The following is a 21,323-nucleotide window of genomic DNA, read 5'->3' on the forward strand; positions in this document are numbered from 1 at the left end:
GTGAGCCATCCTACTTGCTGGCCACCTTGCTCGGAATGAGGGCCTGCACCTCGAAGCCGCGCGCCGCCAGCAGCCGGGGCAGCGCCTCGGGCCCGCTCATGTGCAGCGCCCCCACCGCCACCAGCAGCCGCTGGCCCGCGCCGTGCAGCGCATCGATGCGGGCAGCCAGCTGCACGTTGCGGTCGTCGTTCAGGCGCTTGAACCAGGCGCGCTCGGCCGGGCTGTCGGCGCAGCCGCACCAGCGCGCGTAGTCCGCCAGCGTCTTCAGGTCGCCGCGCGACCAGGCGTCGGCCAGCCGGCGCAGCGGCGCGCGCATCTGGCCGCGCTGCAGCTGGCGCAGCGTGCCGTCCACCACCTGGGGCAACTCGGCCGCGGTCGGCTCCAGCGCAGCGAGCTGCTCCTCCACACTTTCCAGCGACTGCACCGGCCGCCCCTCGGCCTTGGCGCGCGCCATCAGCATCAGGTCCTGGCCGAAGCCGGCGTCGAAGCCGTCGCGGCGCGCCTCCAGCAGCGTCAGCGTGCTGAGCTGCAGCATGGCCGGCAGCGACGGCAGCACCGCCGGCGGCAGGCAGGCGGCACGCGCCTGGGTCTCGATGCGCCGGGCCAGGGCCGGCGCCAGCGGCTGGGGTGGGCCGGCCTTGGCCAGCACCGCGCCAACGTCGGCCGGGTCCAGCTCCACGGCCAGCACCTCGGTCTCCTCCCAGGCCTTGCGCAGCGCCGGCCCGGGGTAGGCCCAGTCAGCCTTGCCGATGTGCAGGCTGCCGAACAGGTAGCTGCTGTGGCCGCCGCGGCTGATGCGCCACAGCACGCCGCGGTCGGGCGCCTTGGCAGCCCAGGCGGTGGCCTGCTCGATGGTCGCCGCCGCGGGCGTGGGCGGGCAGGCAGCGTGGGCGCTGCCGACGAGCAGCGCGGACAACAACAGGACACGGATCATGGCTGGGGTTCGATGCGGAGTTCGCCAGGTTTCTGACTGAAGTGAAGCCGGCCCAGCACGTCCATGCCCAGCAGCGGCGCGGCCAGGTTGGGCAGCACCGCCACCATCAGCTTGTCGGCGCGCACGCCGCCTTCCAGCGCGATGTCGGCCCGCGCCGCGAAACCGTTGGCGGCGCCGCCGGCCGTCTGCGTGCGCAGGGCGCCCAGCGGCGTCAGGCCGGCGCGCTCGGCCAGGCTTTGCGGCAGCGCGGTGGACGTGGCGCCGGTGTCGACGAGGAAGTCCACCTCGACGTTGCCGACCCGGCCCGGCCAGTGGAAATGGCCGTCGTCGGCGCGCGTCAGCACGACGGTCTGGCCGGCCAGCTTGAAGCGGCTGGCCTCGCGCTCATGCTCCCAGGCCTTGAAGCCGAGGAAGATGACAAGGCCGATCAGCAGCCAGATCGTCAGCAGCTTGGCGGCGTGGGGCAGATCCTTCTGGGACATGGGGAACGGGTGGCGGACAAGGGTTAGCGCGGGAACCAACGATAACCGCGCGGCTCAGAATCGGAATCCATGAAGCTGCTGCCCGCCCTCCTCTTCGCCGCTTGCGTGCCTCTTGCCCACGCCCAGACTCAGCCCGACCCCTTCGCGCCCGTCGCCTGGCTGGCCGGCTGCTGGGCGCAGCAGGGTCGCGAGGCCGGCTCGATCGAACTGTGGTCGGCGCCGGCCGGCGGGCTGATGCTGGGCATGGCGCGCATCGTCAAGAACGGGCGCGTCGTCGAGTTCGAGTTCATGCAGATGCGCGCCGACGCCGAAGGCAAGCTCAGCTACATCGCCCAGCCGCAGGGCCGGCCGCCGACGACGTTCAAGCTGCTCAGCGACGGCGAGGCGGAGGTGGTGTTCGAGAACCCGGCGCACGACTTCCCGCAGCGCGTCAGCTACCGCCGCACGGCGGCGGACCGCCTGGTGGCGCGCATCGAGGGCGAGATGAACGGCAAGGCGCGCGGCATCGACTTCCCGATGCAGCGCACGGCCTGCCCGGGATGAAGCTGGCGCTGGTCGCGCTGCTGCTGGCCGGTGGCACCGACGAGCAGCCTCTGAACCGCTTCGGCGACCCCTTCGAGGCGGTGTCCGCCGACATCGCCGACTGCCCCGAGCCACGCGGCCCGCGCATCACCACCGCCGAAATGCGCGTGCAGGCCCACGCGCGCGCCGAACGCGGCACGACCTGCTGGCTCAAAGGCGAGTGCAGCGAGCCCAACGCCTTCCGCTACGACGCCGGCATCGCCGCGGCGCTGCGCGGGCCGCTGGCGGGCGCAGCGGCGCTGCACCCCAGCAGCCTGTGGTTCACCGTGCAGGGCCGCGTCGTCTACCTGGAAGGCTGCGTCGCCCGCGCCGAGCAGGTGGCCACGCTGGAAGCCCTGGCACGCGGTTTGCCGGACGTGCAGCAAGCCGTGGCCCTGGTGCGGGTCGGTCACGGCCCGCTGCCGTACCGGCGCCTGAATTGACCCGCAAATCCAAAGGGATGACGGCGCTGGCACCATGCGGCCGGTCCCGTCACGGTGAGCCCATGCCTGTGCTGAAGCGAATTGCCACCCTCCTCGCGCTGACCGCCCTGCTGGGCCTGATCGGCTGCTCCAGCCTGACGCTGGCCTACAAGCAACTGCCGCTGCTGGCGGGCCTGTGGGCCGACACCTACCTGGACCTGGACAGCGGCCAGCGCGGCCGGCTGAAGGAGCAGCTGCAGGCCTGGCAGGCCTGGCACCGTCGCGAGGAGCTGCCGCAGTGGATCGCGCTGCTGCGCCAGGCCCACGCCGCGCTGGATGACGGCGTGACGACCGACGAACTGCTGGCGCTGGAGCGCGGCGCGCGGGCCAGCGCCGAGCGCTGCCTGCAGCATGCCGCGCCGCTGGCCGCGCCGCTGCTGGCCGGCCTGCGGCCCGAGCAATGGCAGCACCTGCAAAAGAAGATGGACGAGAAGACCGCCGAATGGCGCGAGAAGCAGTCCGGCAGCGGCGGCCCGGACGAGCGCGCCAAGCGCTACACGACCAACCTGGAGCGCTGGCTGGGCGACCTGGACCGCGCGCCGCGCAAGCAGGCCCAGGCCGACGCCCGCGCCTGGCGCTTCGACCTGGCCGCCATGGCCCAGGGGCGCGCCACGCGGCAGGCCCACACGGTGGAGGCGCTGCGCGCCTGGTCGCACCAGGACCTGGCCGGCGGCACCGCGCTGCTGATGCGCAACCTGCTGCCGCTGCCGGCCGAGCAGGCCTACCGCGAACAGATCATCGCCAGCCTGCTGAAGCTGCTGAACGGCCAGACCGCGGAACAGCGCGAGCAGGTGCGCAAGCACTGGGCCGACTGGTCGGCCGAGCTGGCCAGCCTGCAAAAGGGCTGAAGCACCGCCGGTCCAGGCCGCGCCCAAGCCCTCGCCGACTCAGGACCGCAGCGCCGCCACGGCGGACAAGCGCGCGGCGCGGCGCGCCGGCACCCACACCGCGAGCTGGCCCAGTGCCCACAGCGCCAGCGCGCCGGCCGGCAGGTAGAACCAGGGCAGGCGCGGCAACTCATAGCTCTGCATCAGCAGCTGCGACAGGCCCCAGGCGCCGACCAGGCCGATGAGCACGCCAGTGGTCGTCAGCAACAGGTTCTCGAGCTGGAAGTAGCGCAGGATCTGGCCCTCGGTGGCGCCTAACGCGCGGCGCGTGCCGATCATGCGGGTGCGCTGCTGCACCCAGAAGCTGGCCAGGCCGACGATGCCCATGGCCGTGACCAGCAGCAGCGACACGCAGACGCCGCCCATCAGCCAGGCCATCGCGCGGTCCTGCGCATAGAAGGCCGCGCGCATCTCGGTCAGGCGCTGGCCCTGGGTGACGACGCGACCCTTGTCGCCCTCCTCCAGGACGGCGGTCGCGGCCTTGATCTGCGCGTCCAGCCGGCCCGGCTCGGTGCGCAGGATGTAGGAACCACCGCCGCGCAGCGGCAGGATCATCGCGGCGCCACCGCCGTCGCCGCGGGCGCGGTGCAGCTGCGTGTGAGTCAGCGTGTCGACGACGCCGATGATGGTCGACGGCGAGCGGCCGAAGATGTAGACCGTCTGGCCCACCGCCGAGCGCCCCGGGAAGAGCTTGTCGGCCATCACCTTGTTGATGATGAGCTGGCCGATCTTGGGGTCGGAGACGCTGAAGACCTGGAAGTTGTCGAGCACCTCGTCGGCCGTGAAGTTGCGGCCTTCCAGCAGCTTCAGCCCGAAGGTGGGCAGCATCTGGTCATCGGACGCGTACTGCGCCGCACCGATGCGCAAGCCCTTGTTGTCGGGCTCCAGCGAGACGCCGCTGTTGTTGCTGTTGTTGCCGTAGACGATCTGGTTGGCCACCGTGGCCGCCTTGATGCCGGGCAGCGCGCGCAGCCGCGTCAGGTCCTCAGCCACGATGGCCGCGGTGCGCTCGGGCAGCTGCGGCCTGCTGCCGCGCAGGTTCAGCACGGCCATCTCGGACTCGACCAGGCCGCTGTCGGTGTTCAGCGCCTCGACGCGGGTCTGGATCAGGTGCAGCGCGTTGGTGACGATGGTGCAGGTCAGCGCCACCTCCAGCACAATGAGGCCGGCCGCGATGCGGTGTCGGCGCAGCGTCGACAGGATGGGCGCGAGATCGCTCAGCGCCCGCCCGAATGCCCCCAGCGGGGCAGAACTTGCGCGGCTGGGCGGGACGATGGACAGCGTGGGGCCGGGTGTTCGCATGTCAGACATCACTGCACCTTCAGTTGGACCGCGGGGGTGACGAGGGCTGCGCGCCAGGCCGGCAGCAGCCCGGCCAGCAGGCTGGCCAGCAGCGCCAGGCCCAGCGTCAGGGCCAGCATGCTGGCGTCAAGCTCCGCCAGGCGGGCGTAGTCGTTGGGGCTCTGGCGCACCAGCCACAGGCCGCCCTGGGCGAACAGCAGGCCCAGCAGCGCGCCGGCCAGGCCCAGCAGGCCGGCCTCGACGACGAACTGCTGGAAGATGTCGCCGCGGGTGGCGCCCAGGGCGCGGCGCACGCCGATTTCGCCGCTGCGGCGCAGCGTCTTGGCGAGCAGCAAGCCCACCATGTTGACGACACAGACGGCCAGGAAGCCGAAGGCCAGCCAGGTCTGCAGGCGCACGTCGGCGGGCAGCACCTTCTGCGCACCCAGCCAGTCCATCACGCTGCGCAGCCGAACATTGGTCGGGCGCTCGAAACGGCCGGCCTTGCGCTGCGCATCGGAGTAGGCGACGAGGTAGTCGCGGTAGGCCGCGGCATCCGCGGGCTGGGCGAACTCGACCCAGTACTGGATCCACGAGCAGCTGGCGTTCAGGTCCATCGAAGTGCCGCCGTTGGCGCCGCGGCCCCAGCAATCCATGTTGCCCCAGTGCCCCATCTTGAGCACCATGGCCGTCGAGAACGGCAGGTAGAAGTCCTCGGTCTCGGTATAGCTGCCCAGCGTCAGGTCCCAGAAGTGCGGCTGCACCTTCCAGGCCTTCAGCACGCCGACGATGCGCAGCGGCTGGCCGCGGACGATGACCTCCTTGCCCACGCTGTTGGTGCCGCCGAAGAGCTTCTCGTTCAGCGACGCCGAGATGACCGCGACGCGCGCTTCGCCCTCGTCGTCGGCCGCGCTCCAGCCGCCGCCGTGCTGCCAGGGCGCGTCGAACATCGCGAAGAAGTCGGCCGACGTCATGCGCACGCCCGAGAAGATGGGCTTGGTCTGCGCATCGGGCAGGCCCACGGCCGTGTTGAAGCCGCTGGACATGACCTGGCGCATCGCCTTCTTGTCGCGCAGCAAGGCCGTCGCGTCGTAGCGGGTCAGGTCGAAGTTGGGCTCTTCGCCGGCCTTCCAGCCCACCATGTCGGAGGCGTCCAGCTGCACGTTGAACAGCCGCGCGCTCTTGGCGGGAATGGGGTCGCCGGACAGCACGTGATAGACGGTCAGCGTCGTCATGCAGGCGCCGATGCCCAGCGCCAGCGCCAGCACCATCAGCGCGCTGAGGCCCTTGGAGGCCAGCGTGTTGCGCCAGGCCAGTTCGAGGTAGTGAAGAAACATCAGCGGTTCTCCAGAAGAGCGTTGACGGTGGCGAGTTCGGCGTCGCCGAGGCTGCCGGCGGCCTGGTTCAGCGCCAGCAGCGCGAGCACGTGACGGTGGCGGGCCTGGGTCTGCGCGTTCTGCGCGCCGGCCAGGGTCTGGATGGCGAGCAGCAGGTCGGTGGTGCTGCGCGTGCCCAGCGTCAGGCCGGTGCGCGTGGCCTCCAGCGCGCGCTCGGCGGCCTCGACGGCCACCTGCGTGGAGCGCAACTGCACGGCGCCCTGGCCCACGGCCAGGTGCTGGGCGCGCACCTCGCGCAGCACGGCGCGGCGGCCGGCTTCGAGCTGCTCGCGCGCGGCGTCGCGCTGGAAGCCCGCGCGGTCGGCCGCGGCAGCGGTGGCACCGCCGGCGAACAGCGGCACGGTCAGCCGCAGCGCGACCTGGGTGGGCGTGCGGCCGGCGTCCAGCGCAGGCACGGCGTCGCCGCGGCGCTGCGTGGTGTCCACGCCCAGGCTCAGCGTCGGCAGATGGCCGGCACGCGCCGCCGAGATGCGCTGCTCGCTGGCCTGCACGTCCAACTGCAGCGCGCGCAGTTCGGGGTTGGCCTGCAGCGCGCGCTGCGCCCAGGCCTCGGCGTCGTCGGGCAAGGCCTGGGCGGCCAGCGCACGGCGCAGCGGCTGCAGCGCGGTGACGGGCACGCCGGTCAGCTGCGCCAAGGCCTCGCGGGCATCGGCCAGGTTCAGCTCCGCGGCCATCGTGTTGCCGCGCGCCAGCTCGCGGTAGGCGCGCGACTGGTCGGCCTCGACCTGGGCCGACAGCCCGGCCTTGAAGCGCGTGTCGGCCTCGCCGACCTGGCGGGCGAAGGCCTCTTCGTTGGCGCGCGCGGTGGCCAGCTGCGCCTCGGCCGACAGCAGGCCGAAGTACGCCTCGGCGACGCGCGAGCGGGCCGCCTGCTCGGCGGCGGCCAGGCGGGCAGCCTGGGCCGAGGCCTGGCTGCGGCTGGCATCCCATTCGCGCAGCGCGGCGAGGTCGATGAGCGGCTGGCTGATGCTGCTGGTCGTCGTGCGCTGGCGACCACCGCCGCCGTTCTCGCGCTGCTCGGTGCTCTGCAGGCTCCACTGCGGCAGCAGCGCCGCGCGGGCCTCGCGCGCACTGGCATCCTGCGCGCCGCTGTAGGCCGCAGCCTGGCGCAGCAGCGGGTCGGCCGCGCGCGCCTGGGCCCAGACCTGCAGCAGGTCGTCGGCGTGGGCCGCCGTCGCCACGCACAGCGCGGCGAGCAGCAGGGGCTTCAATGCGTTCAAGCCACCAGCTCCGCCGCCAGGTCGACGACCTGGCCGTCGATGACATGCACGTTGCGCTGCGCACGCGCGGCCAGCTGCGGGTCGTGCGTGACCATGACGATGGTGGCGCCATCGCGGTGCAGCTCTTCCAGCAGCTCCATGACGCTGCGCGCCATCGCGCTGTCGAGGTTGCCGGTGGGCTCGTCCGCCAGCAGCAGGCGCGGCTCGCCGGCCAGCGCGCGGGCGATGGCCACGCGCTGCTGCTGGCCACCCGACAGCTCGGCCGGGTAGTGGCGGCCGCGCGCCGACAGGCCCACGCGGGCCAGCGCATCGGCCGCGCGCCGCTTGCGCTCGGCGCCGCCGAAGCCGCGGTAGCGCAGCGGCACCTCGATGTTGTCCAGCACGTTGAGGTCGGGGATCAGGTTGAAGGCCTGGAAGATGAAGCCGATCTTCTGGTTGCGGATGCGCGAGCGCTCGCCGTCGCCCATGCGGCTGACGTCGATGCCGTCCAGCTTGTAGCTGCCGCCGCTGAAGGCCTCCAGCAGGCCGGCGATGGTCAGGAAGGTCGTCTTGCCCGAGCCCGACGGCCCGGTCACGGCGACGAACTCGCCCTCGTTGACGGTCAGGTTGAAGTCGCGCAATGCATAGGTCTCGACCATCTCGGTGCGGTAGACCTTCTGCAGTTTTTCCATCTGGAGCATCGTTCTTCCTTTGTTCAATCTGCGATCAAGACGCGGTCCGCGCCCTTGAAGTTGTCCGACCCGGAGATGACGACGCGGTCACCGGCCACCAGGCCCGAGACGACCTCGACCCGCTCCAGCGAGCGCGCGCCCAGCTTGACGGCGACCTTCTCCGCCACGCCGCCCCGCACCACGTAGGCATAGCTGCCGCCGCTTTCGTCGACGAAGCTGCCGCGCGCCACGCCCAGCACCTTGTCGCGGCGGTCCAGCAGCACGCGCACCGACAGGCGCTGGTTCTGGCGCAGCTGCTCGGGCTGCTTGCCGTCAAAGCGCAGCCGCGCGCTGACCTCGCCGTTGACCACCTCCGGCGACACCGAGCTGACCAGGCCGGCCCAGCGCTGGCCGTTGCCGGTGATCTCGCCGGGCATGCCGGGCTGCAGCTCGCGCGCAAAGCTCTCGGCCACCTGCATCTGCACCTCCAGCGCCGACAGGTCGATGACCGACAGCAGCTTGGCGTCGCGGGCCACGTTGGCGCGCTCGGCGATGAAGAGCTGGCCCACCTGGCCATCCACCGGCGAGCGCACGGCCAGCTCGGCCACCTGGCGCTCCAGGTCGGCCACCATCAACTGCTGGCGCGACAGCGCGCTGCGCTTGGCCTGCACGTCCAGCGCCAGGCTGTCGGTCTTCAGCCCGCGCAAGCCTTGCGCCTGGTCCAGCGCCAGCTTGGCCTTGGCCAACGCGTCCTGCGCGCGCTCGACCTGCATGCGCGCGGTGGCGCCGGCCTCAAAAGCCTGGGCCTGGCGCGTCAGGTCGTTGGCGGCGGTCTGCTGGTCGATGCGGGCGTTCTCGTAGGCGCTTTGCAGCGCGGCGGACTGCTGCCGGGCGTCGACCTCGGCGCGCGCCAGGTCGGCCTTCAGCGCGTCGACGTTGCTGCGCTCCTGCGCCAGCCGGTTGGCCAGTTCGGGCGAGTCGATGCGGGCCAGCACCTGGTCGCGCTTGACCGGGTCGCCGGCCTGCACGGTCAGCGTCACGGTGCCGCCGCCGGGCGCGTACAGCGTGGGGCTCTGCGCGGCGACGACGCGGCCCTCGCCGGCGACGTCGCGCGTCAGCGGCCCGACGTCAACGGTGGCCAGCGACAGCCGCGCGGTGCTGACGGCCGAGTCGGCCGACAGCATCTGCTTGACGCGGCCGCCGCCGAACAAGGTCAGCACGCCGACGACGACTGCGCCACCGGCCAGCAGCAACGGCCAGCGCCTTGACTTGGGAGCGAGCGGGCGATCCTGCTCGGAGGTTTCGCGGAAGCGAGTGTTCATGCCCTGGCTTTTGCAAGCTGTGTGCCAGGGGGTGAAGAGTTGTAAATCAAGCACTTGGCGCGACGGACGCTGTCCGCGGACAGTGTCCGGACAGTCCGGGCGGCGTGCCGGCAGCTATCTCGCGGGTACCTCGTCGCAAGGCGCAGTGAGCGCCGCGTAGCTCGCCTCCTTCGCATAAAGGAACCTCCCCGTGCCGACCTCGAACAGCAGGTCGGTCGACACGATGCGCCCCCACCACGCACGCAGGAACAGCAGGTCTTCGCTGAGCCACTGGATCTCGACATTGCCCTGCAGCTGCCTGAAGTCCAGCCGCCAGGCGCGACGCGGCCCCTGCGTCGTGAAGACCTCGATGACGTTGTCGCGCGGGCCGTCCTTCGTCGGGTCAATCGTCACGGCCCGGAAGAAAGCCGCCGTGCCCTGCGGCGACTGCGGCTTGTACTCGGGGTCACTGTCGTCCAGTTCGCGCTGCGGCCGCGTGGCCAGCCGCGCCACCGCCACATGGCCGTGCAGCGGCACGAGGCGTGGGGCCGAGTACGTCACGCCGGCACGCTCGCAGGCCGGCAGCGGCGCGGCCTGGGCCGCCCCGAGCAACACCCCGGCCAGGGTCGCCAGCGTCAATGGGATGGATGTCATGTCTTCTCCTCGAACCCGATGGTGGCGCTTCAACGCCGCAACCCTCGGGTGCGGAAGACTTCGAACTGGGGGTGCGCCCGCGGCTACTCGACGAGGCGGCCGCCGAAGGCGATGCGGCCCGCGCCGGCAGGCGGGTAGGCCAGGTGCACGCGGTCGGCGGGCCGGCCGCTGGCCTTGGCCACGGCGGTGGTCAGCGCGCTCACCTCGGCCTGCAGCGCCTGCCCCAGCGGTGGGCGGGCGTGCAGCAGGGTGACGAAGATGGGCAAGGCGCCCGGCAGCAAGCCGCCGTTCTCGGCGTAATGGGCGGACGGCAGCGCATGCAGCCTGACCCAGACCCGGCCCGGGGCCAGCTCAAGGGCGTCGCCGATGGCGTCCGCCAGGCGCGGCGCCAGCGCGTCGGTGCCGGGCGGCAGGTCGCCGACCCAGCAGATGTCGACGATGGGCAATTCAGGCGCCCGTGGCGACGAGGAAAAAGTAGGCCAGCACCGCGCCCAGCAGGCACAGGCCGAACCACGGGATGTCCGTTCGCATCATGTCGTTCTCCCAGGGACTGCGCACCCGACTTCAGGTGCGCAACAACTTGTCCGCATAACGCCAAGTTTGCGGGGCTTGTGGAAACACTGTTGCCAGTGCGGTTTCCGTCAGGCCAAGGTGTCGCTGCAACAGGGGACTCAGCACCTGGCGGAAGTCGTTGGCCACGGCCAGGTCGCGGCCGTCGGCCAGTGCGCTCTTGTCCAGGCCCGGCCAGTCGCCCAGCATCTGGCCGCCGGCGATGGCGCCGCCCATCAGCCAGATGACATTGCCGCGGCCATGGTCGGTGCCGCCGTTGCCGTTCTGGCGCAGCGTGCGGCCGAACTCGCTGACGACGACAATGACGGTGTCCTTGTACGCATCGCCCAGGCCCAGGCTGAGCGCGTCCAGGCCCTCGCCCAGGCTGGCCAGGCGGTTGGCGAGCTGGCCCCGCGCGGCGCCCTGGTTGACGTGGGTGTCCCAGCCGCCCACCGCCGTGAAGGCGAGCTGTGTGTGGGGGTCCTTGCGTATCAGCGTGCCCAGCCGGCGCGCGTCGGCAGCGAAGCTGCGCGCGGACGGCGCGCCTGCGTCGGCGCTGGGGTCCATCGCGCGGCCCTCGCCACCCATGCCCGAGGCCATGCTGCGGCTCATCTCGCCGCGCCCTTCGGTCGTGTCGCGCAGCGTGCTGCGGAGCTGGGCATCGTTGGCGTAGAGCTTGGCCAGGCCAGCCTGCAACTGCGGGTCGTCGATGGCGCGGCGCTGCATCGCGTTGGGGCCCAGGCCCAGGCTGGCGACGCTGGCGCTGCCGGCAAAGATGCGCGGCGGCGTGCTGCCCTGGGAGATGGCGCGCGTCGGCGCCGGCTCGCCGGGCAGCGCCGTCAGCAGCCGGTTCATCCAGCCGTCGGGTGTGGACTTGCGGCCCGGCGTGCCGGATTCGAAGTAGTCCTGGGCATCGAAGTGGGAGCGCGTCGGGTCCGGCGAGCCGGCCGCGTGCACGAAGGCGAGTTGGCCGCCGTCCCAGTGGCGTTTCAGCGGTGCCAGGGACGGGTGCAGGCCGAACATCGCGTCCAGCTTGATGAGCCCGTCGTCCGCCCCGGGCGGTGCAATCGCGATCTGCGGGCGGTTGGCGGCGTACTCGCGCTCGCCATAAGGCGCGACGACGGACAGGCCATCGACCGCGCCGCGCAGCATGACGACGACGAGCTTCTTCTGCGTGCCACCTTGGGCCTGCACGAGCGACACGGGCAGGCCACCCAGCGTGAAGGCACCGAAGTGCAGGAGTTGGCGACGGAGCATGGCTTATCTCCTCATGAAATCGGGGCTGGCGAGCAACAGAGCCACCTGCTGCCCGGCCGGCTCGGCCGCCAGCGTGCGCCGCGTCGGTTCGCTGAGCGACGCCCCCAGCGTGGTGCTGAGCCGCTCGGCGCTGGCGCCGCTGCGCTGGCCTAACGTGGTGGCCAGCTGCACCCGCTGCGTCAGCGCCTCGGGGTTGCGCCAGGCGGCGGCCGTGTTCTTGTAGCCGTCGGGCGTGGCCGCGCCGTACAGCGGCTGGCCGGCCTGGGCCAGCGCGCCCAGCAGGTTTTGCGGGTTGGCCAATGGCAGGTCGAGCGCGCGCAGGCTGGACAGCAGGTATTGATACGGTGTCTTGAACTTGGCCTGGTAGGCGTCGCGACGCCAGAACTCGTCGGACCGGATCAACGTGCGCGTCAGCTCCCGCAGGTCGCCGCCCGTGGCCTTGAAGTTGTCAGCCAGCCTGCCGACGAGGCTGGCCGGCGGGTCGTCGGCGACAAAGGCCTGGGCGAACTTGTGCGCCAGGTGGCGGGCCGTGGCCGGATGGGCGGCCAGCACGTCCAGCGCCCGCTCGCCCTCGGCCTGGCCGGCGCCGCTCACCGTCTGGCCCAGCCAGGTCTTGCTGCCGCGGTCGTGGCGGCGCGCATCGAACTCGAACAGGTCGCCCGTGCCGCCAGCCAAGGCCTTGCGCTGGTCGACGCCCCAGCCGGTCAGCATGCGCGCCAGCTCGGTCACGTCGTGCTGCGTGTAGCCGCCGTCCACGCCCAGCGTGTGCAGCTCCATCAGCTCGCGGGCGTAGTTTTCGTTCAGGCCGCTGGCGCGCTGCGGGTTGGGCGCCGCACGGCGCGGCGTGAAGCCGGGGGCTACGCTCTGCGCGTTGTCCAGGTAGACCAGCATCGCCGGGTGCTTGGCGGTCGCGCCCAGCATGTCGCGAAAGCGCCCCAGCACGAAGGGCCGGATGGCCCGCTGCTCGTAGTCGGCCACCAGCACGCCCACCGGGCCCTTGCCGGCAAACACGTTGAAGTGGTTGAACCAGAACTCGGTCAGCACCTCTTCCAGCTGGGCCGGGCTTTGCAGCGCCCGCGCCAGCCGCGCGGTGGCGGCCTGGCCGACGAGGGGGCGCACCTTCTCGCGCACCGCGTTCAGCGCGTCGGCGCTGGGCGTCTCGCCCTTGGCCTGCTCACGCCGCGCCTCGCGGGCCGCCTTGACGGCCTCGCGGTAGCGGCCCAGCAGTTCGGCCTGGTCGAGCTTGAGCACATCAAGGCCGGCCAGGCGCGCGGTCAGCGCCTCGGGCTGGGGCAGGCGGCGCGGCGCCAGCTGCTCGTTCAGGAAGCGCTCCAGCCATTTGTCAGCGCCCTGCTCGGCGATGGCCGCGGCGTCGGCCGGGCGCGGGCCGTAGCCCAGGCGGTTCAGGGCATGCAGCGCGCGCTCGTCGGCGTTCAGCGGCAGGGAGGGCTGGGCCGGCGCGGCCGCCTGGCCGCGGCGCGCCAGCATGGACGCGGCCGCCAGCGCGGCGGCGCTGCTCAGCATGAAGCGGCGGTTCTTCATCGGCTTCTCTCCGTCGTTTGCCGGAGCATCCCGCCGATCACGCAAGGCCTTGTGGCCGATGCGCAAAGATTTGTGTCAGGGTGACACTGCGGCCGGCGTGTCGGGCCGCACGAGAGGCCTCACCCCAGCCAGCGCTCCACGCTGCGCAGCGTGGCCGCCACGTCCAGCGGCTTGGTCCAATGGCCGTCGAAACCGGCACCGCGGGCCAGCTCCGCGGCCACGTACTCGGACTCCGCGGTCACCAGCAGGGCCGGCACGGCGGCGGGCAGGCCGGCGGCACGCAGTTCGGCCAGCAATGCATCACCCGCGACATCGGGCAGGCGCAGGTCGCACAGCAGCAGGTCGACACGGTGGTCGGCCACGAAGCGCCGTGCCTCCGCGCCGCTGCGCGCCACCTGCAGCTGGCAGCCCGACCGCAGTTCCAGGATGCCCTGCATCAGCATCGCGCTGACCGGGTCGTCCTCGACATAGAGCACCACACGCATCGCCATGCCGACCTCAGGGCGCGCCACGTTGCAGGCGCAGGGAACGGGTGGGCAGCGGAGTGGGGCGATGACGGGTCATGAACAGCCTCAATATTTGCCGTGATTATCAAATTTATTGATATCAACGAACAAGCCTGCGCGAAAAAATGAGCGGTCGCCCCTGGATTTGCCAAATATTGCGGCTTGGCCGGCCGGACTCCCGCGCTCAGGGGTGGCGGCGCGCGCCCAAGTCGGTCAGCCCCTGGGCCAGCCCGGCCCAGCCCGGCGGCCATGGCGCGCCGGGCACCCAGGCCGCGGCCGCGTCTTCCAGCGCGCGGGCCTGGGCCGCCAGCTGCGGCTGGCCGATCAGTTCGAGCACCGCCTTCAGGCCATGGGCCACGCGCTGCAGCGCGGCCGCGTCGGCGCCGGCCGCGACCGCATCGCCCTGCGCCAGGTCGTCGGCAAAACGGGCGATGCAGCCGGCGCGAAAGCTCTCGTACATGGCGCGGTCGCCACCGAAATGCCGCTGCACCGGGTCGACCTCGGCGGCCGCCATGTCCCCTGCCCCCCTTGCGGCACCGCCGCGCAGCAGCCGGGCAATGGTGTCGAGCAACTCAACCAGCGGCACCGGCTTGCGCAGTGTGTGCGCGACGCCCAGCGCGGCCAGCTCGGCGTGGCGGTCCTCGTGCACGCCGGCGCTGAAGACGACCCAGGGCGGCGCACCCGCGGCGCGCGCCAAGCCCTCGGCCAGCAGCGCGTCGGCGGAGCCGTCGGGCAGCATCAGGTCGCTGATGACCAGCTGCCAGCCGCCGCCCCCCAGTGCGGCGCGCGCCTCGGCCAGGCTGCGCACCAGGTGCAGCTCGACCGCCGGCGCGGCCGCGTCGTGGCCGGGCAGCTCCTCCAGCGCCAGCTCGACGAAGCGCGCGATCGAGGCGTCATCCTCGACGAGCAGCAGACGCGCGGGCATCTTCAGGCCGGCAGCGCCGCGGCGAGCTGCGCCAGCAGGGGCGGCAGCTCGGTGACGAGCGCCGTCTTGTGCACCACCGGCACGCCCTCCAGCGCGAAGCGGAAGGGCTCGCGCTGGGCTTCGTCCAGCGCCGTGACGACGACGAGGCGGCTGCGCGCGAACTGCGGGTGCGAGCGCAGGCTGGTGATCAGCGCGGCGCCGTCGATGCCCGGCAGCAGGATGTCGATGAGCAGCAGGTCGGGCTCCAGCCGGCCCGCCATCGCCAGGCCGGCGATGCCGTCGGAGGCGACATGCAGCTCGGCGTCGGGCAGCTCCCGCTTCACGACCAGGCTGATGAGGTTCTGGAAATGCACCGAGTCCTCGATCAGCAGCAGCGTCGTCGGCCGCGCGCCGCTGGCGGCCACCGGTGGCGGCACGGCTGCCGCCGGCGCGGCGCGCGACGCCAGCCACGCCTCCAGCGAGCTGCGCAGGATGCGGCGGTGGCCGCCGGGCGTCTTCCAGGCCTGCAGCTCGCCGCGGTCCACCATCAGCTGCACGGAACGCACGGCCATGCCCAGGCGCTGGGCGGCCTCGGTGGTCGAGCAGGTATCGGGCACGGATGCGGTGCGGTTCACACGCGACATTTTGCCGAATTCACCAGCTCCCGACGAGCCGGGTTATTTGATAAAAACGATAACATTCGACAATCCGAGTCCAGACCGGAGCCCGTCATGCCGTCCACCCTCACCTTTGATCCGCCCGCACCGCTGACCGCCACGATGGCGTCGCCGCGGCGTGGCGGCGCTGCGGCTGCCAGCCCGGACGAGGAGAGCCGCGCCCACCGCGTGCGCCTGGGCCGCCTGGCCGAGGCGCTGGGCCGGCACCTGGGGCTGGACGCCGACACCGCGCAGCTGCTGCGCCTGGCCGCGCCGCTGCACGACATCGGCGAGTTCGACCCGACCGCCGCCGCCTTCGAGCCGCCCTGGCCGCTGACCGCCGCCGAACAGCGCCGCCGCCGCCACGCCCAGCCGCAGCGCGGCGCCGCGCTGCTGGGCCGCTCCACGCTGCCGCTGTTCGCGCTGGCCGCCGAGATCGCGCTGCACCACCGCGAGCGCTGGGACGGCAACGGCTACCCCCAGGGTCTGCGAGGCAAGACCATTCCGCTGTCCGCGCGTATCGTTGCCGTCGTGGACTATTTCGACGCCCTGACGATGTGCCGGCGCTTCCGCCCGGCGCGCGCCGACGACCGCGCGCTGGCCATGCTGGCCGAACAGGCCGGCAGCGCTTTCGACCCCGCCATCGTCGACGCCTTCATCACCCACGCGACCGAGCTGATCGGCCTGCGCGACCGCATCGGCGCGCCCGGACCGGGCGACGCCTGGCGCGGGATGGGCTTGTGAGGCGGTTGGCGCTCGCCCGCGCCCTGAGCTTTGCGCTGAGCTGCGCCTGGTTGACCGCAGGCGCGGCGCCCACCACGGTCGCCCAGCGCGTGCGCGACAGCGGCGAGCTGCGCGTGTGCATCTGGCCCGACTACTACGGCGTCTCGCTGCGCCACCCGCGCACCGGCCAGCTGTCGGGCATTGACATCGACCTCTCCGCCGCGCTGGCCGCCGACCTGCAGGCCACGCCGCGCTACGTCGACTCCTCCTTCGCCAGCCTCGTCGACGACCTGCTGCAGGACCGCTGCGACGTGGCCATGTTCGCCGTCGGCGTGACGCCGCAGCGCGCCCGCCAGCTGCGCTTCAGCCGCCCCTACCTGGAAAGCGACATCTACGCCGTCACGACGCACAGCAGCCGCGTCGTGCAGCGCTGGCAGGACCTGGACCGGCCCGGCGTGCGCATCGCCGTGCAGGCCGGCACCTTCATGGAGCCGGTGATGGCGGAGGCGCTGAAGCAGGCTACCCTCGTGGTCGTGCGGCCCCCGAACACGCGTGAACGCGAGCTCGAGGCCGGCCGCGTCGACGCCTTCATGACCGACTACCCCTACAGCCGCCGCCTGCTGGACAACGCCGACTGGGCCCGCCTGGTCGCGCCGACCGCGCCCTTTCACGTGCTGCCCTATGCCTATGCGGTCAAGCCTGGCGACGCCGGCTGGCTGACCGTGGTTGACGACTTCGTCGCCCGCATCCAGCGCGATGGCCGCCTGCAGGCCGCCGCCAAACGCCACGGCCTCAGCGCCATCGTTCGCACGCACTGAGTTTTCCGATGCCGCATCGCAGCCGATGGCGTCCGAGCATCATCACCGCCGGCGCCGGCGCGCTGCTTGCGGCGACGCTGCTGGCGGGCACCGGCTACAACCTGTGGCGCGAGAAGCGCGAGCTGGCCACCGAGGCCGCCGCGCGCCAGGCCTTGCTCACGCGCGTGCTGGAAGACCACGCCAGCCGCAGCCTCGACGCGACGCAGATCGCCCTGGTGGGCCTGGCCGACGTCGCCGAGCGCGGCGCGCCGCCCGAGGTGCTGCAGGCGCTGCTGGGCCAGACCCAGGCCAGCCTGGGCTTCCTGCGCGGCATCGCGCTGCTGGACGAATCGGGCCGCGTGCTCGCCGCCGCCGACCCCGCCGACCGCGGCGCGCAGATCGCGCCCACCGCCCTGGGCCGCTGGCCGGCCGCCGGGCGCGACTCGGTCGGCAGCTTCATCGCCGCGCGCAGCCTGGCCGGGCTGGCGGATTCGGGCGCGGGCGCCGTCGTGCCGCCCGGTGTCGGCTTCATCCCGGTGCTGCGCACGCTGCGCCTGGCCGGTGCCGGCGACGCCGGCCGGCCGGCGCTGCTGGCCGCGCTGCTGAACCCGGATGCGCTGGCCAACTTCCAGCAACTGACGCTGAACGACCCGCAGGCCGCGGCGGCGCTGGTCGACCTGGACGGCGGCCTGCTGGCCGCGACGGCCGGCGCCGAGCACCTGGCCGGCGAGCGCGCAGGGCGGTTGCTGGCGCCCGGCGCGCCGCTGGCGCAGGTGCGCGCCGGCAGCGAACACGGCCGCTGGGACGGCCCGGGCCTGCGCGAGGCGACACAGCTCGGCGCCTACCGCGCGCTGCGCGCCCGGCCCTTCGTGGTCCTCGTCGAGCTGCCAGAGGCGCAGCTGCGCGCCCAGTGGCTGGCGACGGTGCGCGACCTCGGCCTGCCGGCGCTGGGCATCGCGGCGGCGCTGCTGGCGCTGTCGGGCGTCGGCGCGGCGGCGCTGCGGGCGCGCGAGCGCTCGCAGCTGGAGCTGGACCACGCGCAGCGCCAGGTGGCCGAGCGTGAACGCGAGCTCAGCGCCATCTTCGGCAGCGTGCACGACCTGCTGTTCCGCACCGACGCGGCGGGCCGCGTGACCTTCATCAACGAAGGCTATGCCCGACTCAGCGGCCATCCGGTCGCACAGATGCTGGGGCGGCCGCTGCAGGAGTTGTTCGGTGGCGCGCCCGCCGTGGCGGCGCCGTTCGACGCCTGCGCTGCCGACGAGGCCCTGCCCCACCAGGTGCGCGCGGACTGGATCGCGCCCGACGGCCAGGCGCGCAGCTTCGAGATCCACCTGGTACCACTGCGCCGCGACGCCGGCGCGCTGGAATGGGTGGGCAGCGCCGCCGACGTCAGCAGCCTGATGCGCGCCCAGGCCGAGCTGCGCGCCCAGCTGGGTCTGGCACGCTCGCTGCTGGCCAGCAGCCCGCTGCCGATGTCGGTGCTGGACGGCGACAACCGCTACCTGGACGTCAACCGGGCCTGGGAGCAGTTCACCGGCCGCAAGCGCGGCGAGGTGCTGGGCCGCCGCGCCACGACCTACCAGCGTCCCGACGAGGCCGCGCTGCACGATGCGCGCGACGCCGAACTGCTGGCGCGAGGCGGCGAGGCCAACTACGAGACCACCTGGCACGGCAGCGACGGCCGCCGGCGCGACCTCTTCGTCAGCAAGTCCACCTTCCCCGACGCGCGTGGCCGGCCCATGGGCATCGTCGCCTGCTTCATGGACATCAGCGACTTCCGCGAGGCCGAGCGCGCCACCCGCGCTGCACGTGACGCCGCGCTGGAGGCGTCGCGCGCCAAGTCCGACTTCATCGCCAACGTCAGCCATGAGTTGCGCACGCCGCTGCAGTCCATCCTCGGCTTCTCCGAGATCGGCGCCCGGCGCGCGCGCGAACAGCCGCGCCTGGCCGAGCTGTTCGCCGACGTGCACGGCGCCGGCCAGCGCATGCTCAGCCTCGTCAACGACCTGCTGGACCTGAGCAAGATCGAGCATGGCGCCGAGCCCATCAAGCCCGAGCGCCTGGACCTGCGCCCGCTGGCCACCGAGGTCGGGCGCGAACTGGCGCCGCTGCTGGCCGCCCGCCAGCTGACGCTGCACGCCCAGCTGGGCGACGACGACCTCATCGTGCTGGCCGACCCGCTGCGCCTGCAGCAGCTGCTGCGCAACCTGCTGGCCAACGCCATCCGCTTCTCGCCGGAAGGCGGCCGCATCGAACTGACCGCCGGCCACGACGAGGACGGCGACGTGCGCATCGCCGTCGCCGACCGCGGGCCCGGCATCCCGCCGGACGAGCTGGAAAGCATCTTCGAAGCCTTCGTGCAGTCCAGCGCCACCAAGAGCGCCGCCGGCGGCACGGGCCTGGGGCTGGCGATCTGCCGGCGCATCGCCCAGGCGCACGGGGGCCGCATCTGGGCCGCCAACCGCGACGGCGGCGGCGCCGTCATCTCGCTGACGCTGCCGGCCACGCACTTCGGCGACACCACGGCGGCGGCGCTCTGATGCCGCGCAGATCGCAGAATCCGCGCTCATGAAAATCACCCTCACCGCGTGGCTGCTGCCCGCCGCCCTGCTGGCCGGCTGCGCCCACCCGCCCACGCTGCCGCCCGCGCCGCTGGCCCAGGCCGACCGGGCCGTCGAACGCTTCGTCGCCCAGGGCCAGCTGCCGGGCGCCGCGCTGTGGATGGAGCGCGTGGGCCACGGCAGCCACCACCGCGCCTACGGCCAGCGCGCCGTCGACCCGGCGCCCGAGCCGCTGGACGAAGCCACCGTCTTCGACGCCGCCTCGCTGACCAAGCCGGTCGTCACGGCCACGCTGGTGCAGCTGCTGCGCGAGCGCGGCCTGCTCGACGTGGAAGCGCCGCTGCAGCGCTACCTGCCCGACTGCGGCGGCGCCGACAAGGCCGCCATCACGCTGCGCCAGCTGCTCACGCACAGCTCGGGCCTGCCCGCCAGCCTGCCGGGCAACGGCGCCGGCGACTGGGCCGGGCTGGCCGACGCGCAACGCATCGCCTGCGGCCTGCCGTTGACCGCGCCACCGGGCACGCTGTTCCGCTACTCGGACGTCAACTACATCCTGCTGGGCCTCATCGTCGCGCGCCAGAGTGGCATGCCGCTGGAACAGTTCGCCGAGCAGGCATTGTTCCAGCCGCTGGGCATGGCCGACAGCGGCTACCTGCCGCTGCGCCGCATGCCCGCAGCGCGCATCGCGCCGACCGAGCGCCTGGCCGACGGCCGGCTGTTGCGCGGCGACGTGCACGACCCGACCGCCCGCAAGATGGGCGGCGTGGCCGGCCATGCGGGCCTGTTCACGACGACGGCCGACCTGGCCCGCTTTGCGCGCATGCTGCTGGCCGGCGGCGTGGCCCCCGACGGCCGCCGCCTGCTGTCGGCGGACAGCGTCGCGCTGCTGACCACCGTGCAGTCCCCTGCCGCCATCGCCGAGCGGCGCGGCATGGGCTGGGACATCGCCTCGCCCTACTCGCGCCCGCGCGGCAGCCTGTACCCGCCCACCAGCTTCGGCCACACCGGCTTCACCGGCTGCGCGTTCTGGCTGGACCCGACCAGCCAGAGCTTCTTCGTGCTGCTGTCCAACCGCGTGCACCCCGGCCTGGGCACGAACGTGCTGCCGCTGTACGGCGAGCTGGGCACGCTGGCGGCCCAGGCGGCCGGCGTGGCGCCTTGAGGCGCTAGCCACGCGCCAGCATCAGCAGGCCCAGCAACAGGAAGACGGCATACAGCACCCGCTGGAACAGCAGCGCCGGCAGGCGCCCGCGCAGGCGCGCGCCCAGGCCCATCCCGGCAAACGCCGCCAGCAAGGCCAGGCCGCAGGACAGCGGCTCGGGCGGCGCGGCCGCGCCCAGCCCACCCAGGCGCGCCGCCAGCGCCAACGACGCCAGCGTGAAGCTGATGCCCAGCGCCTGGATCATCATCGGCGGCTTCAAGCGCAGGGCCTGCAGATACGGCACCAGCGGCAGCACGAAGACGCCGGTGGCCGCGCTCAACGCGCCACCCAGCGCGCCGGCCGGGGCGCCCAGCCACGACGCCAGCCGCCCCAGCTCGGGCAGGCGCGGCCTGCACAGCCCGTGCACGCCGTAGGCCAGCAGCACCACGCCCAGCATGTGGCGCGCCGTGGCGTCGCCCGCCTCCAGGCTGGGCACGGGGGCGAAGAGCGTGCCCAGGACCAGGCCGGCCCACAGCGGCCAGAGCCGGCGCACCAGCACCGCGCCATGCCGGCCCAGGCACTGGGCGATGTTGGTCAGCAGCGCCGGCAGCAGCATCAGCGCCGCAGCGTCGGCCGCCGGCAGGCGCAGACTCAGCAGCGCCATCGCCAGCGTCGGCAGCCCCATGCCCGACACGCCCTTGACCAAGCCGGCCAGCAGGAAGGTGCACGCCACCCACGCCAGCACGCCCGCCGACAGCCATTCGATCTCGTTCATGCCGGCATCGTCGGCGCAGCCGGCGCGGGCGGCCATCACGCATTGCCGCGCATATCCTCA

At 72.8% G+C, this 21,323-nt stretch carries 22 protein-coding genes; 7 read left to right on the top strand and 15 right to left on the bottom strand.

Going from position 1 to position 21,323, the window contains the following annotated elements:
* Positions 1 to 10: 10 nt before the first annotated feature.
* The gene (locus AC1D29_RS12820; protein WP_477897837.1) at positions 11 to 934 is read right to left on the bottom strand and encodes a TraB/GumN family protein; all 924 of its coding nucleotides are present in this window, start codon (positions 932 to 934) and stop codon (positions 11 to 13) included.
* Positions 931 to 1,416 carry a retropepsin-like aspartic protease family protein gene (locus AC1D29_RS12825; protein ID WP_477897839.1) on the bottom strand — a complete coding sequence of 162 codons (486 nt, stop codon included), beginning with the start codon at positions 1,414 to 1,416 and terminating at the stop codon, positions 931 to 933. The genes AC1D29_RS12820 and AC1D29_RS12825 overlap by 4 nt, the downstream gene beginning before the upstream one ends.
* A 69-nt stretch (positions 1,417 to 1,485) precedes the next feature.
* Between AC1D29_RS12825 and AC1D29_RS12830 the strand changes: the two genes are divergently transcribed.
* The 3 genes from AC1D29_RS12830 (at position 1,486) to AC1D29_RS12840 (ending at position 3,307) form a co-directional block, all read left to right on the top strand.
* Positions 1,486 to 1,959, top strand: a complete 474-nt coding sequence (locus AC1D29_RS12830) for a DUF6265 family protein (protein ID WP_477897841.1) — start codon at positions 1,486 to 1,488, stop codon at positions 1,957 to 1,959.
* Complete coding sequence (locus AC1D29_RS12835) at positions 1,956 to 2,420, top strand: BON domain-containing protein (RefSeq protein ID WP_477897843.1); 465 nt, start codon at positions 1,956 to 1,958, stop codon at positions 2,418 to 2,420. Before AC1D29_RS12830 ends, AC1D29_RS12835 begins: the two co-directional genes overlap by 4 nt.
* Positions 2,421 to 2,482: 62 nt before the next feature.
* Positions 2,483 to 3,307, top strand: coding sequence for a DUF6279 family lipoprotein (locus tag AC1D29_RS12840; protein WP_477897845.1), 825 nt, complete (start codon positions 2,483 to 2,485; stop codon positions 3,305 to 3,307).
* A gap of 39 nt (positions 3,308 to 3,346) precedes the next feature.
* On the opposite strand, the gene AC1D29_RS12845 is transcribed toward AC1D29_RS12840, so the two are convergent.
* The 12 genes from AC1D29_RS12845 to AC1D29_RS12900 all read right to left on the bottom strand — a co-directional run bounded on the left by AC1D29_RS12845 (position 3,347) and on the right by AC1D29_RS12900 (position 15,251).
* Positions 3,347 to 4,657, bottom strand: a complete 1,311-nt coding sequence (locus AC1D29_RS12845) for an ABC transporter permease (protein ID WP_477897847.1) — start codon at positions 4,655 to 4,657, stop codon at positions 3,347 to 3,349.
* Positions 4,657 to 5,964: an ABC transporter permease gene (locus AC1D29_RS12850; RefSeq protein WP_477897849.1), complete on the bottom strand. Its 1,308-nt coding sequence runs from the start codon at positions 5,962 to 5,964 to the stop codon at positions 4,657 to 4,659. The genes AC1D29_RS12845 and AC1D29_RS12850 overlap by 1 nt, the downstream gene beginning before the upstream one ends.
* The gene (locus tag AC1D29_RS12855) at positions 5,964 to 7,244 is read right to left on the bottom strand and encodes a TolC family outer membrane protein (protein ID WP_477897851.1); all 1,281 of its coding nucleotides are present in this window, start codon (positions 7,242 to 7,244) and stop codon (positions 5,964 to 5,966) included. Before AC1D29_RS12855 ends, AC1D29_RS12850 begins: the two co-directional genes overlap by 1 nt.
* Positions 7,241 to 7,924 (bottom strand): ABC transporter ATP-binding protein, encoded by a 684-nt coding sequence (locus AC1D29_RS12860; protein WP_477897853.1) that lies wholly within the window; start codon positions 7,922 to 7,924, stop codon positions 7,241 to 7,243. Before AC1D29_RS12860 ends, AC1D29_RS12855 begins: the two co-directional genes overlap by 4 nt.
* Before the next feature lie 14 nt (positions 7,925 to 7,938).
* On the bottom strand, positions 7,939 to 9,216 hold the full coding sequence (locus AC1D29_RS12865; RefSeq protein ID WP_477897855.1) for an efflux RND transporter periplasmic adaptor subunit: 1,278 nt from the start codon (positions 9,214 to 9,216) through the stop codon (positions 7,939 to 7,941).
* Positions 9,217 to 9,330: 114 nt separating this feature from the next.
* Entirely contained in the window at positions 9,331 to 9,849 is a 519-nt protein-coding gene (locus AC1D29_RS12870) for a hypothetical protein (RefSeq protein ID WP_477897857.1), read from the bottom strand.
* An 83-nt stretch (positions 9,850 to 9,932) separates the two neighbouring features.
* Complete coding sequence (locus AC1D29_RS12875) at positions 9,933 to 10,295, bottom strand: tautomerase family protein (RefSeq protein ID WP_477897859.1); 363 nt, start codon at positions 10,293 to 10,295, stop codon at positions 9,933 to 9,935.
* A gap of 118 nt (positions 10,296 to 10,413) precedes the next feature.
* On the bottom strand, positions 10,414 to 11,655 hold the full coding sequence (locus AC1D29_RS12880) for a DUF1501 domain-containing protein (protein WP_477897861.1): 1,242 nt from the start codon (positions 11,653 to 11,655) through the stop codon (positions 10,414 to 10,416).
* A gap of 3 nt (positions 11,656 to 11,658) precedes the next feature.
* Complete coding sequence (locus tag AC1D29_RS12885) at positions 11,659 to 13,197, bottom strand: DUF1800 domain-containing protein (protein WP_477897863.1); 1,539 nt, start codon at positions 13,195 to 13,197, stop codon at positions 11,659 to 11,661.
* Between the two features lie 119 nt (positions 13,198 to 13,316).
* Positions 13,317 to 13,688, bottom strand: coding sequence for a response regulator (locus AC1D29_RS12890; protein ID WP_477897865.1), 372 nt, complete (start codon positions 13,686 to 13,688; stop codon positions 13,317 to 13,319).
* A gap of 199 nt (positions 13,689 to 13,887) precedes the next feature.
* Positions 13,888 to 14,628 (bottom strand): DNA-binding transcriptional response regulator, encoded by a 741-nt coding sequence (locus tag AC1D29_RS12895; protein WP_477897867.1) that lies wholly within the window; start codon positions 14,626 to 14,628, stop codon positions 13,888 to 13,890.
* Positions 14,629 to 14,630: 2 nt separating this feature from the next.
* On the bottom strand, positions 14,631 to 15,251 hold the full coding sequence (locus tag AC1D29_RS12900; protein WP_477897869.1) for a helix-turn-helix domain-containing protein: 621 nt from the start codon (positions 15,249 to 15,251) through the stop codon (positions 14,631 to 14,633).
* Between the two features lie 87 nt (positions 15,252 to 15,338).
* Between AC1D29_RS12900 and AC1D29_RS12905 the strand changes: the two genes are divergently transcribed.
* Genes AC1D29_RS12905 through AC1D29_RS12920 form a run of 4 tightly spaced genes read left to right on the top strand, consistent with a single transcriptional unit; the run spans position 15,339 to position 20,509 of the window.
* Positions 15,339 to 16,007: an HD-GYP domain-containing protein gene (locus AC1D29_RS12905; protein ID WP_477897871.1), complete on the top strand. Its 669-nt coding sequence runs from the start codon at positions 15,339 to 15,341 to the stop codon at positions 16,005 to 16,007.
* 5 nt (positions 16,008 to 16,012) lie between these two features.
* On the top strand, positions 16,013 to 16,804 hold the full coding sequence (locus AC1D29_RS12910; RefSeq protein ID WP_477897873.1) for an ABC transporter substrate-binding protein: 792 nt from the start codon (positions 16,013 to 16,015) through the stop codon (positions 16,802 to 16,804).
* Between the two features lie 8 nt (positions 16,805 to 16,812).
* Positions 16,813 to 19,326, top strand: coding sequence for an ATP-binding protein (locus AC1D29_RS12915; protein ID WP_477897875.1), 2,514 nt, complete (start codon positions 16,813 to 16,815; stop codon positions 19,324 to 19,326).
* Between the two features lie 28 nt (positions 19,327 to 19,354).
* The gene (locus tag AC1D29_RS12920; protein WP_477897877.1) at positions 19,355 to 20,509 is read left to right on the top strand and encodes a serine hydrolase domain-containing protein; all 1,155 of its coding nucleotides are present in this window, start codon (positions 19,355 to 19,357) and stop codon (positions 20,507 to 20,509) included.
* 4 nt (positions 20,510 to 20,513) lie between these two features.
* Here the strand turns inward: AC1D29_RS12920 and AC1D29_RS12925 are convergent, their stop codons facing one another.
* Positions 20,514 to 21,299 (bottom strand): sulfite exporter TauE/SafE family protein, encoded by a 786-nt coding sequence (locus AC1D29_RS12925; protein WP_477897879.1) that lies wholly within the window; start codon positions 21,297 to 21,299, stop codon positions 20,514 to 20,516.
* Positions 21,300 to 21,323: the final 24 nt, after the last annotated feature.

The organism is Roseateles sp. P1_C6 (assembly GCF_056406315.1).

Excerpts from the sequence above, each read along its gene's own strand:
- AC1D29_RS12890 (WP_477897865.1), bottom strand. The coding sequence starts at position 13,688 with ATGGCGATGCGTGTGGTGCTCTATGTCGAGGACGACCCGGTCAGCGCG.
- AC1D29_RS12905 (WP_477897871.1), top strand. The coding sequence starts at position 15,339 with ATGCCGTCCACCCTCACCTTTGATCCGCCCGCACCGCTGACCGCCACG.
- AC1D29_RS12845 (WP_477897847.1), bottom strand. The coding sequence starts at position 4,657 with ATGTCTGACATGCGAACACCCGGCCCCACGCTGTCCATCGTCCCGCCC.
- AC1D29_RS12860 (WP_477897853.1), bottom strand. The coding sequence starts at position 7,924 with ATGCTCCAGATGGAAAAACTGCAGAAGGTCTACCGCACCGAGATGGTC.
- AC1D29_RS12880 (WP_477897861.1), bottom strand. The coding sequence starts at position 11,655 with ATGCTCCGTCGCCAACTCCTGCACTTCGGTGCCTTCACGCTGGGTGGC.
- AC1D29_RS12895 (WP_477897867.1), bottom strand. The coding sequence starts at position 14,628 with ATGCCCGCGCGTCTGCTGCTCGTCGAGGATGACGCCTCGATCGCGCGC.
- AC1D29_RS12835 (WP_477897843.1), top strand. The coding sequence starts at position 1,956 with ATGAAGCTGGCGCTGGTCGCGCTGCTGCTGGCCGGTGGCACCGACGAG.
- AC1D29_RS12885 (WP_477897863.1), bottom strand. The coding sequence starts at position 13,197 with ATGAAGAACCGCCGCTTCATGCTGAGCAGCGCCGCCGCGCTGGCGGCC.
- AC1D29_RS12850 (WP_477897849.1), bottom strand. The coding sequence starts at position 5,964 with ATGTTTCTTCACTACCTCGAACTGGCCTGGCGCAACACGCTGGCCTCC.
- AC1D29_RS12840 (WP_477897845.1), top strand. The coding sequence starts at position 2,483 with ATGCCTGTGCTGAAGCGAATTGCCACCCTCCTCGCGCTGACCGCCCTG.
- AC1D29_RS12900 (WP_477897869.1), bottom strand. The coding sequence starts at position 15,251 with ATGTCGCGTGTGAACCGCACCGCATCCGTGCCCGATACCTGCTCGACC.
- AC1D29_RS12865 (WP_477897855.1), bottom strand. The coding sequence starts at position 9,216 with ATGAACACTCGCTTCCGCGAAACCTCCGAGCAGGATCGCCCGCTCGCT.
- AC1D29_RS12820 (WP_477897837.1), bottom strand. The coding sequence starts at position 934 with ATGATCCGTGTCCTGTTGTTGTCCGCGCTGCTCGTCGGCAGCGCCCAC.
- AC1D29_RS12870 (WP_477897857.1), bottom strand. The coding sequence starts at position 9,849 with ATGACATCCATCCCATTGACGCTGGCGACCCTGGCCGGGGTGTTGCTC.
- AC1D29_RS12915 (WP_477897875.1), top strand. The coding sequence starts at position 16,813 with ATGCCGCATCGCAGCCGATGGCGTCCGAGCATCATCACCGCCGGCGCC.
- AC1D29_RS12925 (WP_477897879.1), bottom strand. The coding sequence starts at position 21,299 with ATGGCCGCCCGCGCCGGCTGCGCCGACGATGCCGGCATGAACGAGATC.
- AC1D29_RS12830 (WP_477897841.1), top strand. The coding sequence starts at position 1,486 with ATGAAGCTGCTGCCCGCCCTCCTCTTCGCCGCTTGCGTGCCTCTTGCC.
- AC1D29_RS12825 (WP_477897839.1), bottom strand. The coding sequence starts at position 1,416 with ATGTCCCAGAAGGATCTGCCCCACGCCGCCAAGCTGCTGACGATCTGG.
- AC1D29_RS12920 (WP_477897877.1), top strand. The coding sequence starts at position 19,355 with ATGAAAATCACCCTCACCGCGTGGCTGCTGCCCGCCGCCCTGCTGGCC.